General features: G+C 66.1%; 16 protein-coding genes. 9 read left to right on the forward strand and 7 right to left on the reverse strand.

The genetic code is table 11. The features are described 5' to 3' along the window. The first annotated feature begins 5 nt into the window (after positions 1-5). Positions 6-914 (forward strand): LysR family transcriptional regulator, encoded by a 909-nt coding sequence (locus ACN27E_RS10545; protein WP_422748848.1) that lies wholly within the window; start codon positions 6-8, stop codon positions 912-914. Here ACN27E_RS10545 and ACN27E_RS10550 read toward each other — a convergent pair. Further along, a complete protein-coding gene (locus ACN27E_RS10550) occupies positions 878-1,846 on the reverse strand; it encodes a GlxA family transcriptional regulator (protein WP_422748850.1) in 969 nt (322 codons plus the stop codon). The genes ACN27E_RS10545 and ACN27E_RS10550 overlap by 37 nt on opposite strands. A 112-nt stretch (positions 1,847-1,958) precedes the next feature. Between ACN27E_RS10550 and ACN27E_RS10555 the strand changes: the two genes are divergently transcribed. The 3 genes from ACN27E_RS10555 to ACN27E_RS10565 are packed head-to-tail and all read left to right on the forward strand — an operon-like array spanning position 1,959 to position 3,939. Beyond that, complete coding sequence (locus ACN27E_RS10555) at positions 1,959-2,612, forward strand: HD domain-containing protein (RefSeq protein ID WP_422748852.1); 654 nt, start codon at positions 1,959-1,961, stop codon at positions 2,610-2,612. A gap of 9 nt (positions 2,613-2,621) precedes the next feature. After that, positions 2,622-3,074: a universal stress protein gene (locus ACN27E_RS10560; protein WP_422748854.1), complete on the forward strand. Its 453-nt coding sequence runs from the start codon at positions 2,622-2,624 to the stop codon at positions 3,072-3,074. A gap of 37 nt (positions 3,075-3,111) precedes the next feature. Beyond that, entirely contained in the window at positions 3,112-3,939 is an 828-nt protein-coding gene (locus tag ACN27E_RS10565) for an adenylate/guanylate cyclase domain-containing protein (protein ID WP_422748856.1), read from the forward strand. 120 nt (positions 3,940-4,059) lie between these two features. On the opposite strand, the gene ACN27E_RS10570 is transcribed toward ACN27E_RS10565, so the two are convergent. Beyond that, on the reverse strand, positions 4,060-5,700 hold the full coding sequence (locus ACN27E_RS10570) for a peptide chain release factor 3 (RefSeq protein ID WP_422748858.1): 1,641 nt from the start codon (positions 5,698-5,700) through the stop codon (positions 4,060-4,062). A gap of 99 nt (positions 5,701-5,799) precedes the next feature. On the opposite strand from ACN27E_RS10570, the gene ACN27E_RS10575 reads away from it, so the two are divergent. Next, a complete protein-coding gene (locus ACN27E_RS10575; RefSeq protein ID WP_422748859.1) occupies positions 5,800-6,222 on the forward strand; it encodes a PPOX class F420-dependent oxidoreductase in 423 nt (140 codons plus the stop codon). Between the two features lie 4 nt (positions 6,223-6,226). On the opposite strand, the gene ACN27E_RS10580 is transcribed toward ACN27E_RS10575, so the two are convergent. After that, positions 6,227-7,096 (reverse strand): carbon-nitrogen hydrolase family protein, encoded by an 870-nt coding sequence (locus ACN27E_RS10580; RefSeq protein WP_422748861.1) that lies wholly within the window; start codon positions 7,094-7,096, stop codon positions 6,227-6,229. 130 nt (positions 7,097-7,226) lie between these two features. Here ACN27E_RS10580 and ACN27E_RS10585 point away from each other — a divergent pair, with 130 nt between their 5' ends. From ACN27E_RS10585 to ACN27E_RS10600, 4 genes are read left to right on the forward strand one after another with little or no spacing between them, the layout of a single operon-like run. Further along, positions 7,227-7,634: a TOBE domain-containing protein gene (locus tag ACN27E_RS10585; protein ID WP_422748863.1), complete on the forward strand. Its 408-nt coding sequence runs from the start codon at positions 7,227-7,229 to the stop codon at positions 7,632-7,634. Positions 7,635-7,660: 26 nt separating this feature from the next. Beyond that, positions 7,661-8,392 carry a molybdate ABC transporter substrate-binding protein gene (modA, locus tag ACN27E_RS10590; RefSeq protein ID WP_422748864.1) on the forward strand — a complete coding sequence of 244 codons (732 nt, stop codon included), beginning with the start codon at positions 7,661-7,663 and terminating at the stop codon, positions 8,390-8,392. Next, positions 8,389-9,201: an ABC transporter permease gene (locus tag ACN27E_RS10595; protein ID WP_422748866.1), complete on the forward strand. Its 813-nt coding sequence runs from the start codon at positions 8,389-8,391 to the stop codon at positions 9,199-9,201. Before modA ends, ACN27E_RS10595 begins: the two co-directional genes overlap by 4 nt. Continuing rightward, positions 9,198-10,277, forward strand: a complete 1,080-nt coding sequence (locus tag ACN27E_RS10600) for a sulfate/molybdate ABC transporter ATP-binding protein (RefSeq protein WP_422748868.1) — start codon at positions 9,198-9,200, stop codon at positions 10,275-10,277. Before ACN27E_RS10595 ends, ACN27E_RS10600 begins: the two co-directional genes overlap by 4 nt. A 24-nt stretch (positions 10,278-10,301) precedes the next feature. On the opposite strand, the gene ACN27E_RS10605 is transcribed toward ACN27E_RS10600, so the two are convergent. From ACN27E_RS10605 to ACN27E_RS10620, 4 genes are all read right to left on the reverse strand, one after another. After that, positions 10,302-10,928 carry an IMPACT family protein gene (locus tag ACN27E_RS10605; protein WP_422748870.1) on the reverse strand — a complete coding sequence of 209 codons (627 nt, stop codon included), beginning with the start codon at positions 10,926-10,928 and terminating at the stop codon, positions 10,302-10,304. A 10-nt stretch (positions 10,929-10,938) separates the two neighbouring features. After that, entirely contained in the window at positions 10,939-12,327 is a 1,389-nt protein-coding gene (locus tag ACN27E_RS10610) for an FAD-binding oxidoreductase (protein ID WP_422748872.1), read from the reverse strand. A gap of 45 nt (positions 12,328-12,372) precedes the next feature. Beyond that, positions 12,373-13,290, reverse strand: coding sequence for an LLM class flavin-dependent oxidoreductase (locus ACN27E_RS10615; RefSeq protein ID WP_422748874.1), 918 nt, complete (start codon positions 13,288-13,290; stop codon positions 12,373-12,375). 646 nt (positions 13,291-13,936) lie between these two features. Continuing rightward, a complete protein-coding gene (locus ACN27E_RS10620) occupies positions 13,937-17,524 on the reverse strand; it encodes an N-6 DNA methylase (protein WP_422748876.1) in 3,588 nt (1,195 codons plus the stop codon). Positions 17,525-17,774 lie beyond the last annotated feature (250 nt).

Genomic DNA, 17,774 nt, shown 5'->3' on the forward strand with positions numbered 1-17,774 from the left:
TGGAGGTGCGCGAAGCGCGGTACTTCATCGCCGTCGCCGAACAGCTGAATTTCGGGCGGGCGGCGGAGTTGTTGCACATCTCCCAGCCGCCCCTGTCGGCCGCGATCAAGGCGCTCGAGAGCCGGCTCGGCGTCCAACTGCTGCACCGGACCACCCGCGAGGTGCGGCTGACCTCGGCGGGTGCGGTGTTCCTCGACCGGTGCCGGCTGGTGGTCGCCGCCGCCGGCGACGCGGACGCCGCGGCCCGGCAGGCCGCCGAGGGGCAGGCGGGTGCACTTCGCATCGGAGCGGTCACCAGCGCCTTCACTGATCCGCTCCCCCGGGCGCTGCGCGCCTACGCGCGATCACATCCCCACGTCGATGTCAGCGTCCGCGAGGTGGACACCCATGTCGGCGTGGAGCTGGTGCAGCGACGCGAACTGGACATCGCCCTGCTGCGCCAGATGTCGACACCGCGCGAGTGTGAACGACTCACCCTGCGAACCGAGTTGTTCGTCCTGGCCGCGCCCGCCGACTGGTCGCTGCCACCGGGCATCGACACCGATCTCGTGGTGGCCGCCGATCTCCCATGGATCTGGATTCCGCGCGGCCGGACCCCGGACTATCACGACCAGGTCGCGGCCTTCTGTCGCGCAGCGGGGTTCACGCCGCGAGCACAGCATTTCGCCCAGTCGATGGAGAGCCAGCTCGCCATGGTCGCCGCCGGCCTGGGCGTGGCACTGGTGCCGGCGACTTCGGCGCATGCGGCCGCGGCGCGCAACCGGATCACGACGGTGCGGGTGCACAACTCCGTCACCGTGGAGTTGGCCGCGGTATGGCGGTCACCGGACACTCCGTTGCTCCGTGGCTTCCTCGACGAACTGAGCGCCGAGCCCGGTCAGGCCGGCGCGGCGGATCTGAACCGGTCGCGGTAGGCCTTCGGCGATACGCCGAGGTGGCTGACGAAAACCCGGCGAAACGTCTCGGCGCTGGCGAATCCGGCGCGGCGCGCGCTCTCCCCGACCGTGTGCCCGGCGTCGAGTGCAGCGCGACCGATGTCGACGCGGACGGCCTCCACATAGCGTGCGGGTGTGGTGCCGAGTTCGGCGCGGAACAGCCGGGTGAGTTGGCGGCTGCTCAACGAAGCCTGCGCCGCAAGAGATCTGACGCTGTGGTCGGCGCCGGGGTCCGCGGCGATCGCGTCCGTCACCGCCCGCAGGGCACTGTCCGGCGGCGGATTCTTCTCGACCAGCACCGAGAACTGTGACTGCCCGCCGGCCCGCTTGAGGTACACGACCAACGACCGGGCGACCTCGCGCACGAGGTCGCTGCCGTGGTCGACTTCGGCAAGGGCCAGCGCGAGATCGATACCGGCCGAGACGCCGGCCGAGGTGTAGACGTTTGCGTCCTGCACGAAGATGGCATCCGGAGTCACCTCCACGTCGGGAAAGGCCTTGGCCAGCAAGCGGGTGTGACGCCAATGAGTGGTCGCCCGACGCCCCGCGAGCAACCCGGCCTGGGCCAGGATGAAGGCGCCCGTGCAGATGGATGCCAACCGGCTGGCACGCGGCGCGGCGTCTCGGACGGCCGCCACGAGGAGTGGGTCGATGGGCCGGCCGACCAACCCGTCGCCGCCGGCGACCAAGAGCGTGTCGATGGCCCCGATCGACGGTAGTGCGTCGCTCACCGCGAACCGGGTACCGACCGAGGTCATCACGTCCTCACCGTCGGGTGAGACGAATCGGATCCGGTACCGCGCTCCGAAGCGGTTCGCCTCGGCGAACACCTCGGCAGGGCCCACCGCGTCGAGAAGTTTGACTCCGTCGAACACGACGATCACGACGTCACCTGCACTGTGCTCACTCACCCCCACATTGTGTCCGTTTCTGAGGGATCGATGGCAGATCTGCCATGGTCAGCTCGACCCGCTTCCGGTCGATGCTGTCGGCAGGACCAATCACACATCGAAGGAGCACGCCATGACCGCATCCCTGCCGCGCACCATCGCCGGTATCGAGATTCCCGACACGCCACTGGTGCGCGCCACCACGGCGTTCATCCGCGACGCCGAGGACGATCTGCTGTTCGACCATTCCCGCCGGGTGTTCCTGTTCGGAGCGCTGCAGGGTCGGCGCCTGGGCATGACGCCGGATCTCGAAGTGCTCTATGTCGGCGCGATGTTCCACGATCTCGGGTTGACCGAGCCGTACCGGTCATCGTCCAAGCTGCGCTTCGAGGTCGACGGAGCCAACGCCGCACGGGATTTCGCGCTCGAACACGGTGCCGACGAGGCGACGGCCCGGAAAGTGTGGCTCGGCATCGCCCTGCACACCACCCCGGGCGTCCCAGTGTTCCTCGACCCGGAGATCGCGCTGGTGACCGCCGGTGTCGAGACCGACGTGCTCGGCATCGGCCGGGACGACCTGCCCGCCGATGCTCGGGACGCGGTGCTGGCGGCCCATCCGCGGCTGGACTTCAAACGCCGTATCCTGCAGGCGTTCGCCGACGGAGTCCGTCAACGGCCCGAGAGCACCTTCGGCACGGTGAACGCCGACGTGCTCGCCCATGTCGACCCGTCCTTCGTGCGCGGCGATTTCGTGGAGGTGATCCGGTCGAACGGCTGGCCGGAGTAACTTCGGTGCATGGGCGACTACCGCACGATCATCGTGGGCACCGACGGATCGGAGTCATCGCTGCGGGCGGTGCAGAAGGCGGCGCAGATCGCGGCCGACTCGAACGCGAAACTCATTGTGGCGAGCGCCTTTCTGCCCGAGGAGGAGTCCACCGGCGGTCCTGACCCCGACCAGCTGTCCGGTGAAGGTTTCCGGACGCAGGGCAATGCGGCGACCTACGACATGCTGCGGGAAGCCGCCGACCTGGCCCGGTCGGCCGGCGCATCCGAAGTCGAGGAACGCGCCGTCGCCGGCGCCGCGGTCGAGGCGTTGGTGGAACTCGTCGACGAAGTGCGCGCCGACCTGCTGGTGGTGGGCAACCTCGGCGTCGACACCCTCACCGGCCGGCTGTTCGGGTCGGTCCCCAAGACGTTGTCCCGCCGCGCCGACACCGAGGTGATGATCGTCGACACCACCGGCTGACGGCAGGGCCCGCACCCGGGTACTGGATGATCGACCGGTGACCGTCGCGCTGTGGGTGATTGTTGTTCTGGAGTTCGCCGGCCTCGTCGCGCTCGGTGTCCTGCTCGTGGTGTCCCGGCGTGCTCTGCGGAACGCACGTCGAGACCCGCAGCGCCGCATGAACATCGACGAACCTCGTCGCCGTCGCCGCAAACCGGTCGGCGTCGCACCGCTGGCCATCAAGACGGTGACCAACACGGTGCAGACCGCCGACGCCATCATCCGCAGGCAGCTGGGTGGGTCGGTGCGCAGCTCGATCGAGGACCTCGCCGGCTGGGCGCGGATCGAGCGGCCGGATCTCGCCCGCATCACCGCCGACGGCCGGGTCGTCCTGGTCTTCTCCGACATCGAGGGCTCCACCCAGCGCAACGCCGACCTGGGCGACCGCGAATGGGTGAAGCTGCTCGAGCGACACGAGAAGGTCGTCCGGCGACATGTCACCGCCCACGGCGGCGTGGTGGTCAAGAACCAGGGCGACGGGTTCATGATCGCGTTCCCGGATTCGACCAGCGCCGTTCAATGTTGTATCGCGGTGCAGCAGGCCCTTCTGACCGAGCATCGGGCGGACGATGTCCGCGTGCGGATGGGCGCCCACGTCGGCACCTCCGTGCGCCGTGGCGACGACCTGTTCGGCCTCGACGTGGCCACGGCTGCGCGTGTCGCAGACCTCGCGGTCGGCGGCGAGGTGCTGGTGAGCCACGCCGTGCGCGAGGAGGTCGGCGACGTCGCCGATATCGCCTTCGGAGATCCCCGCGAGGTGGATCTCAAGGGCGTGCCCGGACCGCAGACCGTCTACGTCGTGGACGTCCGCGGCGCGCCTCGGTGAGCAGGTGTACCTGGCCGCGGGACCGGCCGGCCGGATGACAGCGGCGACGGCCCGCCTGGCCGACACGCTGCTGACTGGGGCCACGCGGGTGCAGTCACGTACGCGCGCCGCGACCTGGGATCAGTCCCCTGCGGCGACCAGTGAGCTCAGACGCACCTCGGGCAGGTCTCGCTGGATGTTCTCCAGCCGCCACCTGGTGGAGAACACCGCCAACACCACCCCGTCGGTGCGGGTGAACACCTCGACCGACGCCTGTTTGGCCAGAATCTCCGCATCGGCGGGATCGGCGGCGCGGGCCACCGTGTACGGCAGCGGCTCCAGCGCGATCGGCGCGCTGAACTCGTTCGCCATGCGGTGGCTGGCCACCTCGAACTGCATCGGTCCGACCGCGGCGAACACCGGCGCCTGATCACCGCGCCGGTCCGAGCGCAGCACCTGAATGACGCCCTCCTGGTCCAGCTGCTCGATGCCCTTGCGGAACTGCTTGTGCTTGCTGGGGTCTTTGCCGCGCGCCACCGCGAAATGCTCGGGCGAGAAGCTCGGGATCGGCGGGTACTCGACCGGCACGTCGCGGTAGAGCGTGTCACCGGGGCGCAGTGCGTTCGCGTTGGCCAGTCCGATCACGTCACCCGGCCAGGCGGTGTCCAGCGTCGAGCGCTGCTGACCGAACACCGACTGCGCGTATTTGGTCACGAACGGCTTGCCGGTGGCGCCGTGGGTGAGGACCTCACCGCGCTCGAAGGTGCCCGAGCACACCCGCGCGTAGGCGATGCGGTCCCGGTGCGCGGAGTCCATCCCCGCCTGCACCTTGAAAACGAACGCGCTGAACGGCGCGGCCGGATCGCGCCGGTTGCCGTCGATGTCGAGCTGCCCGCGCGGGGGCGGCGCGAGCTGGGCCAACACGTCGAGCAACTGGTTGACCCCGAAGTTGAGGATCGCCGAGGTGAACAGCACCGGCGTGGACGTGCACTTGAGGAACGACTCGTTGTCGAAGTCGGCACCGTCGGCACTCAGCAGCTCCGACTCCTCGACCGCGGTGTCCCAGTCGTCGCCCGCGACCTCGTGGGCGTGCGCGGCATCGATGTGCTCCTCGGGTGCGGCGGTCGCGCCACCGGCGGTGCGGGTGTACTTGATGTACTCGCCGGTGCGCCGGTCGAGCACCCCCTTGAAGTCACCGGCGATACCGACGGGCCAGGTCAGCGGGGTGGTCTGCAGCTGGATGCGCTCGTGGATCTCGTCCATCAACTCCAGCGCGTGGCGACCCGGCCGGTCCCACTTGTTGACCACCGTGATGATCGGGATACCGCGGTGGCGGCACACCTGGAAGAGCTTGAGCGTCTGGGGTTCCAGACCTTTCGCGGCGTCGATGAGCATCACGGCACAGTCGACGGCGGTCAACACCCGGTAGGTGTCCTCGGAGAAATCGGCGTGGCCGGGGGTGTCGAGCAGGTTGACGATGCAGGTGTCGCCGCCCTGGGTGTGATACGGGAACTGCAACGCCGTCGAGGTGATGGAGATGCCGCGGGCCTTCTCCATCTCCATCCAGTCCGACACGGTGGCACGCCGGCCCGCCTTGCCGTGAATGGCCCCGGCCTCGGTGATGGCCTTCGCATGCAGCACGAGCGCCTCGGTGAGCGTGGACTTGCCGGCGTCAGGATGGCTGATCACAGCGAACGTCCTGCGACGTTGCGCTTCGGCGGAGATGCGGTCTGCGTGCGGTCCGGTGGCTGTCGGCGCGCCGGCGGCGGTTTCGGTCGTCATGTCACCAGCGATTTTATTGGCCACGGCGCACGGAACGGTAATCCGCGATTCAGGGGGTACCCGGGATGGGTCGCACACCCCCTAAGTCTGGGAGAACCCATGTCATCTCTGACCGAAGACGCCAAACAGATGCTGTCGCGGCCGAACCCCGCGGTCATCTGCACCGTCCGGAGCGACGGGCAGCCGGTGTCCGCGGCGACGTGGTATCTCCTGCGGGGAGACCGCCTGCTGGTGAACATGGACATCGGTCGCAAGCGCCTGGCGCACCTTCGCCGGGATCCGCGGGTCTCCCTCACCGTCATCGACGGGGACGACTGGTACACCCACGTCACCGTCATCGGCCACGTCAGCGACATCTACGACGACGAGGGCCTCGCCGACATCGACGCGCTGTCCCAGCACTATCAGGGCACGCCGTATCCGGACCGGGATCGGCCCCGGGTGAGTGCACTGATCGAGGTCGATCGGGTGCACGGATGGGGCGCGCAGAAGAACAACGACCAGCCCGACGGTCGCGGTTGAACCGTCAGACCCTGGGCTCCCACCGGGTCGGATCGATCCGTCCCCCGTAGATCGGCAGATCGATGAGGGGGTCGTCGGGCGCCATCTGTGACCACATGCGGTTGTATCCCTCGGTGCCCTTCTCCCGCACCCGGGCGACCTCGTCGAGGTCGATGGTGACGGTGATCAATCCCGGTTCGGCGGTGGGCAGGTCGGCGATGATGTTGCCCTCGGGATCGCTGACGATCGATCCCCCCGTCCCGACCGGTCCCGCGGCATTGACGCTGAGCATGAAGACCTGGTTGACGATGGCGTTGGCCTGGGCCAGGAGCCGCTCCTGGCGGCGGTCGGTGCCGATCGTCTTCACCACGTTCACGACGAACTGTGCCCCCATCCACGCCACACTGCGGGTCGACTCCGGGAACCAGGCGTCGTAGCAGATCGACAGGCCGCCTCGGCCGGCGCCGGGCATGTCGAATACGACGAATTCGTGTCCGGAGGACCATGCCTCGTAGGGCCGCCAGGGGAACACCTTGCGGTAACTCGCCACCAGAGCGCCCTGCGGATCGAACACCACCTGGGTGTTGTAGACGCGGCCGTCGTCGCCGAGCTCGGCGATCGAACCGGGGATCAGCCAGACGCCCAGGGCACCGGCCACCTCGGACAGCGCGCGCATCCGCGGCCCGTCGAGCGGTTCGGCGGCCGCCTTGAGCCAGGCGTTGGTGTCGTCGGCGGTGTCGCACTCCCCCAGCAGATGGATCTCGGGGAAGACGATCAGATCAAGATCACCTGCGCCGGAGTGGATCTCGGCGGCCTGCTCCCCCAGGGCCGCCACCGGATCCGGCCCGGCCAGGGGCTCGTACTGCGCCAGCGCGATGTTCAACGGACGACTCATGGGCCCAAGTTAGACCGCGCCCGACGATCACGCCCGGCACCGGCGAAGGTGCCGACCACCCATCGCCGCATTTACGGATTAGATAAGCTCAAATGTCCGCACATGCGGCACACTCGACGGGAGGATTTGGATGGCGACACTGCGGATCAAAGACGCCGCGGCGATCCTCGGAGTCAGTGACGACACGGTTCGTCGATGGGTCGACACCGGTGCGCTCACGTGCTCGAAAGACGAATCGGGCCGCAAGGTGATCGCCGGCGACGTCCTGGCCGACTTCGCGCGGGAACACGCCGCACCCCCGCGTGATCCGCTCGGAGTGGGCAGTTCAGCCCGGAACCGGTTCGTCGGGTTGGTCACCAAGGTGACCGCCGACCAGGTGATGAGCGAAGTGCAGATGCAATGCGGGCCGTTCACCGTCGTCTCCCTGATGAGCACCGAATCCGCCCGGCAGCTCGGACTCGAACCGGGGGCGCTTGCGGTGGCCGTGATCAAGGCGACCAACGTCATCATCGAGACGCCGGCCGGCGGTGCCTCGTGAGACCGCTGCGCAGGTTCGGAGTGGCCATGAGCGCCACGGCACTGCTGGCGGGGTGCTCCTCGCCGGACGCGGAATCCCCGCCGGCGGCCGAGGTCGTGGTCTTCGCCGCCGCGTCGCTGAAGTCGACGTTCACCGAACTCGGCGAACGCTTCGAGAAGGACCACCCGGGCACGAAAGTCGCGTTCAACTTCGCCGGCTCCTCCGATCTGGCGACGCAGCTCGGCCAGGGGGCACCCGCGGACGTCTTCGCCTCCGCCGACGAGCAGAACATGACCAAGGCCGTCGACGCCGGGCTGGTGTCCGGCGACCCGGTGGACTTCGCCACCAACACCCTCACGATCGTCACCCCGCCGGGCAATCCGAAGGCGGTCACCTCCTTCGCCGATCTGGCCCGGCCGGGCACTCAGGTCGTCGTATGCGCACCCCAGGTGCCGTGTGGTGCGGCGACCCGCACGATCGAGGACGCCACCGGAGTGGCGCTCACGCCGGTCAGCGAGGAGTCCTCCGTCACCGACGTGCTGGGCAAGATCACCTCCGGTCAGGCCGACGCCGGGCTGGTGTACGTGACCGATGCCCGAAGCGCCGCGGACAAGGTCACCAGCGTCCCGTTCCCCGAGTCGGCCGACGCGGTCAACACCTATCCGATCGCGGTGCTCGACGAATCGACGCAACAGGCGCTGGCGCAGCAGTTCGTCGACCTGGTGACGGGCCCGGCGGGACGAGAAGTGCTGGCGTCCACCGGTTTCGCCGCACCGTGAGCGCCGCGGCACGCACCGACCGCACCGTCGAGGTCGGCGTTCCGGTCTGGATCTACCTCCCGGCCACCGCCGGAGCGCTGTTCGTGGTCGTGCCCCTCGTCGCGATCCTGCTCGACATCGACTGGCCGCACTTCATCCCACTGGTCACCTCCGAGTCATCCAGAGCGGCATTGGTGTTGAGCCTCAAGACCGCAGCGGCCAGTACCGCAGTATGCGTACTGCTCGGCACACCCATGGCCGTGGTCCTGGCTCGCGGTCGCATCCGCGGGCTGTCCTTCCTGCGGGCGCTGGTCCTGCTCCCCCTGGTGCTGCCGCCGGTGGTGGGCGGCATTGCGCTGTTGTACACGTTCGGACGGCAGGGGTTGCTGGGCCATCAGCTCGAACTACTGGGCATCCGGGTGGCGTTCTCGACGACGGCGGTGGTGCTGGCGCAGTCCTTCGTATCGTTGCCCTTCCTGGTGGTCAGTTTGGAAGGCGCGCTGCGCTCGGCAGGGGCGGGTTACGAACACATCGCCGCGACGCTAGGCGCCGCACCGACCACGGTGCTGCGCACGGTGACGCTGCCGCTCGTGCTTCCCGGGCTGATCTCCGGGGCGGTGCTGGCGTTCGCCCGCTCCCTGGGTGAGTTCGGCGCGACGCTGACGTTCGCGGGATCCCTGCAGGGCGTGACGCGCACCCTGCCGCTGGAGATCTATCTGCAGCGCGAAACCGATGCCGATGCGGCGGTGGCACTTTCGCTGCTGCTGATCGTCGTCGCCGCGGTGATCGTGATCGCCTCGGCGAGCCGGCGTCTTGCGGGTCCGCTGTGAGTGCGGTGCGGGTGCAGGCCCGGATGGAACACCGGGGAATCGACATCGACGTCTCGCTCGACCAAGGCCAGGTGTTGGCGGTGCTGGGCCCCAACGGGGCGGGCAAGTCGACGTTGCTGTCGGTGATCGCCGGACTGCTGCGACCCGATCAAGGCCGCGTGGAACTCGGCGGCAAAGTCGTCACCGACACCGCGACGAACACCTTCGTGGCACCCCACGCCCGTGGCGTCGCCATGTTGAATCAGCAGGCCATGTTGTTTCCCCACCTGAGCGTGGCCGCGAATGTGGCATACGGCCCGAGGCGCAACGGCCGGTCCCGCTCGGCGGCGAGCAAAGCGGCACAGCGATGGCTCGACGCGGTGGGCGCAGGGCCACTGGCCGGACGCAAACCGGCTCAGCTCTCGGGGGGACAGGCCCAGCGGGTGGCCGTGGCCCGCGCCCTGGCCGCCGAGCCGGCTCTGCTGCTGCTCGACGAGCCGATGGCCGCCCTCGATGTGACCGCCGCCCCGGCGCTGCGCCGACTGCTGCGGGACATTCTGCGGGCGGCCGATCGCACCGCGATCATCGTCACCCACGATCTGCTCGACGCGCTGGCGATCGCCGATCGAATCATCGTCGTGGAGGGTGGGCGGGTCGTGGAAAGCGGAACGGTCCGCGCGGTTCTCACCGCTCCGCGCAGCGAGTTCGCCGCGCGCATCGCGGGTATCAACCTGATCGCCGGCGTCGTGACCGAACCCGGTGTCCTGACGACCGGCCGCGGGGCGAGGATGTCCGGTGTCGGCGAGGTCGAACCCGGCGCCGATGCCGTCGCCCTGTTCCGGCCCGCAGCGGTGGCGGTGCACCTCGAACCGCCCCACGCCAGCCCGCGCAACATCATCGCGGTGCAGATCGCCGAGCTCGACATGCACGGCACGACGGTACGCATTCGCGGTGCCGAGCAACCCGACGGCGGCGCCGGACTGGCCGCCGACATCACCGCCGCGGCGGTCGCCGATCTCGATCTGCAGCCCGGTCAGCAGGTGTACTTCGTCGTCAAGACCCAGGAGGTGGAGCTGCATCCGGCGGTGCGGGTGTGAGGCGTCCAGACTGGTGCTGCGACGCTAGATCCACACGTGGCCGTACTGTACGAGATCGGCCTTCCCGGAGGAGATGTCGTTGAGTGCCACTTTCAGAGCACCACCGTCGACGCTGAGAACGGTCATGTGCACGGCTTCACCGTACTGCACGTTCGTGACGTCGAACCCCCGGCCGCGTAACTCGGCCTCGACCCTACCCGCGTCGGCGTGGCCGGCGGACAGCTCGAACACCGCCTTGCGCTGCAGCGGGCGAAGCGTCGACTGTTCGATCGCCGCGCCGGCGGCGCGCGCATACGCTCGGGTCAATCCGCCGGCACCCAGCTTGATGCCGCCGAAATAGCGGGACACCACGACGCCGACGTTGCACAGATCGTGAGCCTTGAGGGTGCGCAGGATGGGCGCTCCGGCGGTGCCGCCCGGTTCGCCGTCGTCACTGAATCGTTCGACACGTGCGGAGGATTCGATGCCGAGAACGTAGGCGAAGCAGTGATGGTTCGCGTGGCGGTCGGCATTGCGCGCGTATGTCAGGAGGTCGGTGAACTGCGTGTCGTCGTCCACGTGCCGGAGCCGAGCGATGAAGCGGGACTTCTTGATGAGCACTTCGGCAGTCGGTGTGTCGTGGGTATCGACGGTGTGCGGCACGTCCCTCATGGTCGCACTGTCACGGTGTCTCGACCTGGTCGAACACCTTGCCGGGATTGAGGATCCCGTGCGGATCGAGCGCGGCCTTGACCGAGCGGTGCATCGCCAGCACCGTCGGGTCGAGTTCTTTGACCAGACCGTCCCTCTTGAGCAGCCCGACGCCGTGCTCACCGGTCACGGTGCCACCGAGATCGAGCGCCGCGTCGATGATCTCGGCGAAGGCTGCCTGCGCTTTGCGTCGTGCATCGTCGTCGCCGTGTGGGGTGATCAGCAATGGGTGCAGGTTGCCGTCGCCGGCGTGCGCGACGTTGGCGATAGTGGTTCCGTTCCGGACGCCGATCTGTTCGATACGCGAGAGCATCTCGGGGACATGGCGTTTGGGTACGCACACATCTTCGGTCAGTACCGGACCGAGCCGCTCCATGGCCGGATAGGCCAGGCGGCGGGCCGCGAAGAGCGCGTCGGACTCCTCCCGGTCGGTGGACACCGCAGACCAGGTGGCACCCGCCGCGTCGAAGCACGACCGCATCGTCTGCGCCTCCTGCTTTCCGGCCGGATCGGGTGTGTCGATCCGGCCCAGCAGAACCACATTGGCCTCGACCGACAAGCCCATTTTCTTCCAGGCGTCCACTGCAAGCAGGCATTGCCGATCCACCAGTTCCAGTGCCGAGGGGGTCAGGCCGGCTTCGGCGACAGCGCTCACCGCGCGTCCGGCGTCGACCAGCGAGTCGAAGTAGCCCGCGACGGTGCGTTGGGCTGCCTGCAGAGGCCGCAGCTTCACCGTCACCTCGGTGATGATCCCGAGGGTTCCCTCCGACCCCACCATCAGCGATGTCAGGTCGTAGCCGGCCACCCCCTTGGCGGTGGTCCGACCCAGGCGCACGATGTCGGCGGTTCCCGTCACCACCTGCATGCCCATGACGTAATCGCCTGTCACGCCGTACTTCACACAGCACAGACCACCGGCGTTGGTGGCGACGTTGCCCCCGATCGTCGACCACGGCGAGCTTGCCGGATCGGGGGGATACCACAGACCGTACGGCGCGCACGCCGCCCGCAGGTCGTCGTTGACGACTCCGGGCTGGACCACCGCGTAGCGCTCGAGGGGGTCGATGATCGCGATCTCGGCCATGGCTTCGAGCGCCACCATCACACAGCCGTCGACGGCGTTGGCTCCGCCCGACAGGCCGGTGCCCGCACCGCGCGCCACCACCGGGGTGCGATGCTCGATGCATGCGCGCACCACCGCCTGCACATCCTCAGCGCAGGTCGCCCGCACCACGGCCGACGGAATCGCGTGCGGCGCCCACTCGGCTTCGTCGTGGGCGTAGCTCGCCGTGCGATCTGGATCCACCAGGATCCGGTCGGCGGGCAGATGTGCGCGCAACGCATCGACGACGGCGGCCACCCCATGACGGTAGCCCTGTCCGCCGCCGGGTCAACAGACCAGCTCTCAGCTGTCGCCGGTTTCGTTGACCGATTCAGCCCACCGGCGATTCACCAGCGGTGTCAGTTCGTTGCCGACGAAGGTGACGAACTGCTCGATGTCGGCGTCGACCGGTGGCTGCAACACGACGGTGTCCGCTCCCGCCTCGGTCCACCGCGCCAGCCCGTCCGCGATGTCATGTGCGGTGCCGACAACGCCCACGTCTGCATCGTCCTGCAAGCCCCACCGCCGATACTCGGCGGTCATCTGCGATGCAGCGTCCGGCCCCGTCGTGCAGAGCAGGTAGGTGACGATAGACGTCGGCCCTCGTCCGCCCGCGGCGTTTCCCTCCCGTACCTGCGCGACGGCCGCTCGCAGATCCGCCGGCGACGTTCCCTGGGTGAGGATGGTGCCGGTCGCCAGTTCACCGCTGAGGCGCAACGTTTTCGGGCCGATCGCAGCCAGCAGTAGTTCGGCGGCCTCAGTCGGCGGCCAGTCCAGTGCGACGTCGTGCAGCCGCACATATCGGCCGTTGAACGTGACGGCTTCCCCCCGCAGCAGCGCCCCGATGCAGATGAGGTGTTCGCGCAGCAGAGTCATCGGCGAGGCGACCCTCGCACCGATCTGCGCCATCCAGTCCTGAACGCCGTGGCCGAGGCCGACTCGGACGCGACCGGGAAACGCCCGCACCAGTGTGGCGATCTCCATCGCCGTCAATGCCGGGTTGCGCATCGGCACCGGCGCCACACCCAGCCCGACGGTCAAGCTGCTGCTGTTCGACAGTGCGATCGCCGCAGAGGAAATCCCGCCGGCCAGAAAGCAGTCCTCCCAGAGCCACAGCTCCGCCAGACCGGCTTGGTCAGCGATGCGCGCGATCGCCGCCAAGCGCTCGGGCGGGGTTTGGGGAAGGTATACGCACCCGAGGCGCGGCGCCTGGCCCGTCATTGACATTCCTCCGTCGGTGGGCGTCGCTGTTCGATCGCGTCTGTACCGCCCCTGGACCGGCGATCGTCACCATCGCGATCCCCAGATGGTGCCATGTCCGGCTCGAGCGACCCGATCTGGCGCAGCGGTCTGTCGGAGTCTTCTCCCGACGCTCTGAGCTCATCCCTGGTCATCAGCCAGACCCGATGTCGTTCACTCGACGACGCACTCATTCGCGGCCGTCGGTCCCCCTGGTCCGGGATCTATCGTCGGCGTGGAGGCGTCGACAACCGGGGTCTGGAAGCGCATGAGAACGGCCCCCGGAGTGGTCTCCGGGGGCCGTTTTACCTGGTAGCGGGGACAGGATTCGAACCTGCGACCTCTGGGTTATGAGCCGGCCGGTTGCGGTCCTGACCTTCTACCTACGTCGCTAACGTGCAGGTCGGCCGCGATTCCGCGTCTCGGATGTCACACCGTGTCGAAGCAGTCGGCTCCGTTGCGCACGGTTTCGTTCACAAATCCGTTCACATCGCTCACGCTGCCCATTGAGCTGCTTGGTCGGTCGTCGGCGACACCAACCGTGAGTGTCACCCGCGCCGCCTCGGCGCTGGCCACGTGGCAGGTGGGCGATGACGTTACGACGTACGCGAGATATTGCAGCCGTTGCCTAGCGGAGGTGCGCGCGCAATGCGTGAAGTGCTCTGGTGTCATCCTCGTTGTACTCGACAATCTGTCCCCATGCTCCCTTGTCGCCAGCACGTGCTTGCTCAATAAGTTCGAGTGTTCCGGCTCCGGTCAAACTCGGCGTGCGCCAGGTGAATCCAGCTTCTGGTGCGAGGCGCTTGAGGCTGTACCCGATGCCGGAGAAATAGTGCTGGCGAATTACGGACAGAAGGTCGGTGGTGATGTCAAGTAGACCTGCGTGCCGTCCGCTCAACACCTTATTGAGGAGTCTTGTCTCAGTGGATCCATAGTGAAAGATCCGGCAAGTCAGGCCGTCGTCAACTGCCTTGCGCGCGATGGTCGTTACAGCCACGACGAACTGCCCGGCGAGATCGCGATCAGTGAAGTCGGCATCGGCGGACCCTATGGAGGTGTAGGTCGATTCACCATTGACGGTGACGAGGTATCCCCAAAGGTAGGGACGGCCGTCACTATCGTGTTCGAGATCGATGTCGATTTCAACGTCGGCAGCAAGGTCGAGCTTACCCGTTGTCAACCTGATCAGGCCTGCCTGGGGCACCGTGACTTCTTCGGATTCGTCGGGTTCCCCAAGCAACTGCCGGACGAGCTTGTCGAGCCTCCGTCCTTGCTCAGATTCCTTGACGACAGATCGGAAGTCCTGGCGAATCTGGACGTAGTTGTCTGAGACTAGCTCGCGCTGACTGAACAGCTCTGTGAGGTCTTGCGAGAGTTGGCTGATATCCATATGCAGGTGATCACTCGGATCGAAATCCGGAATCGGAAGTTTCCAGATCTGCTTGCATACGTCGCGTTCGTCCTTGCCATATGACATGAGAGGCCGCACCAGAGCCGTGAGTATTGGCGCGTTCAGGATACCGGTGAGGTAATGCGCTTCTGATTCTGTTGCCACTGCGCACCAGTAGAGCTTGTAGTCGATGACGATGCGGGGATCATTGATGATCGCAGCGTGGACGTGCATACCGGCTGAGGGGTAGGCGACCCTAATCGGTCCTGCCGGCAGTTGATTGGTAAGATCACCCATGTAGTCGAGACGCTCGGTGAAACTCATGTTCCCGGAGCTCTTTTGACGCCAGACGTCATCGACGTTGCGCATCCATTTAGCAAGGCCTTGATACGCATCGATCTTGGATTCGCTCAGATCGAGTACTTCGCCCCGTGGCGTGAGCGGGAGTACGAATGTGTCCGGTGCGAGCGTCCTGAACGGCACTACATGCTCACCCATGTACACAGGATGAAGGAATTGGCGCTCAACGGTGCCGGAGTAGTCCGGTAAATCTTTCCACGGTGTCTTCTCGTTTGATGAACGCCGTGAGCGAATAGATGCTGAGCCACTGGGTACGCCGAGGGGCGCCTGCACTTCCTGAACTCTGACGAACGTGCGAGGGAAGAGCGTTGCGCCCGTTGAGAATCGGAAATGGTAAGGAGACAAATCGTCGTCAGCGCCGGCGATCGTCAGAGGCTCTAGGGCTTGGGCGAGGCCGATTGCATCCTCAGAGGCCACGTGACGCATGGGCGCGCGACCGCGCCACACAACCGCCTGCTCCGGCATCGTTCTGTAGTCGGGTGTGCGGGTCCCGAAGATCACCGCTGAGCCGCGTGGGAACATGTGGGGCCTAATGCGCCTCAGATCCCACGGGGTGTCGAATCGTACTCCCGCACCGTCGAACACACCGCTACGAAAGCCCGCCCAAAAATCGCGGTCGATGACCGAGTTAGGCACGACGAAACCGAGTCGGCCGCCGGTCTTAAGATACCGCTCGACAGCACACGCGACGAATACTCCCGCCAAATCCTGATGGGTCGCTGTTGATGCTTTGTGCCAGAAGCGACGCGCCTTCGACAGGGCCTTGAACTCGGTTTGCATCTCCTTGGTCATGTAGCGATAACTCAGCCATGGAGGATTCCCCACCAAGCAGTCGACCCTGTTCTCCTCGCGAGCGAGCCATGCTGGGCGTGAAATATTTCGCACATAATAGGACCAAATGTGATTTTTTTCGGCCTCATGGAGTTGCTTTAATCGCATAAAGTTCTCGTTGAGAACTGGCAGGTCGGCGGCCTTGAGTCCGAGGCGGCGGATTGTGCCATCGCTGAGTTGCGTCTTGTTGGTGCCCTTCGCGCGACCACTCTCCTCAACAAGATCGGTCACGATCTGATCGAAGCGGGCGGAGTCTGCCAGAAGGTGGTTCGGAAAAAGCAGCGGTGCTGAAAAGAGTTGGTCTCCAACGTTGGTCGGGACTGTGAGGTTGTCAAGCGTGAGGAGCTCCTGCTGCTGATTCCAGCCTAGCGAGTCACCGAGGTAAATCGGAACCGCGAGGGTGCCGCGGTTCTCTTTCGCAAGTCGGTGTCTGCCTAGTGCAAGCAAGTAGGTGACTCGAGCTAACGCCACGGCAACGGGGTGCAGGTCGATGCCAATTACTCTTGAACTAACCAATGCCATCGCTTCTTTGAGCGGAAGGCCTGACCGCTCAGCGGCGTTTAGGAACCGTCGGACCGCATAAAAGACGAATGTGCCAGATCCGCACGAAGGGTCGAGTACGCGCTGGTTGACCGGGTCGGTGACCACTTCGCTCACAACCCGGTTCGCCAACCAGTCCGGGGTGTAGTACTCGCCCAGCGACTTGCGGACTTCCGGACTGATCACTGACTCATACAGAACTTTGAGTACATCGTGCTCGACGTCGGACCAGTCGAATCGAGCCAGGCGTCGGGCGAGCGATGAGATGAAACCGCTTCCACCGGGTACTTCGATGATCCAGTCGAAGAAATCTCGGTCGACCACGCCGGATATTCCGGCAGCAATGAATAGGTCGCCGGACAGTAGCGTCTCGGGCGCAATCTCGACGACCTTAAGGTCAAGTACGAGGTGGGCGATGATCTCGGCCGAGTTCACCAGCAATGTGTGCTCTAGAAATAGCTCGTCGGTGTTAGAAAATTGCGTACCGAGGGCGGATGTGAGCAGTTTCGCCCACAGCTCGCGTTTCAGCACGACGGTTGGCTCGTTGCGGTGGTCGTTGTAAATTGCTTTCAACGTGGCGTAGTCAAGCGCGTGGGATGACGAGGAGGCTCCAAGTCTGTCCCGGATCTCATCGGGAGTGGGCGCGATCGTCTGCTTCGTGGCTAGGACACCTTCGAGCCAGTTCAACAATGCCGCGGCTCCCGCGTCACCTAGCTTCGCACGATGACGCGTAGCTTCGGCCAAGAGCCCATCGATTTCGTGGAACGCGATCCACAGCGCGCCATCAGTCAGGATGCCGACGTATCGCTGGCCCACCTCCAGCTGACGGGTGCGTACGTAATCAGCGAGCTGGTCGGTTGCCGTGGTGATCGCCGAGAGATTGTCGAGCGATTTTTTGACTTCAATGACGGTGCATCCGACCTCGACGTCAATACGCCGGTGTTTGTCACCAACCTGGGCTTCAAGTTGAACCTCGCTCAACCCCAGTTCATGGTCGAGGAGGAGCATGCGAACGTCAGACTGGATCGTCGCTTCAGACCTCACGCCCTCGGTTTTGGCAACGAGCCTGTCAATGAGGGCTATGCGGTCGGTCATGGATGCGACAGTATCGGCTCACTCCGACGATCATCGGCAATCATCGCCCATGTCGAGTTGAGTCGCTGACGTCTCACCACCAGCGCCGCCCGTAGCGCGCTGGACGTCACGGATCGGCATGCCATTGAGAAGTCGATTGATCAAAGAGTCCGGGCTGCAGCTTCTGCCCAGGCGTCGACTGCGTGTGGCCCGCGACCTACACGTCTAACATCCTTCCGACTGGAAGTCCGCGGACTTGTCGGTGTCCTGT

The sequence above is a fragment of the Mycobacterium sp. WMMD1722 genome (assembly GCF_049315205.1).
GTDB lineage: Bacteria > Actinomycetota > Actinomycetes > Mycobacteriales > Mycobacteriaceae > Mycobacterium.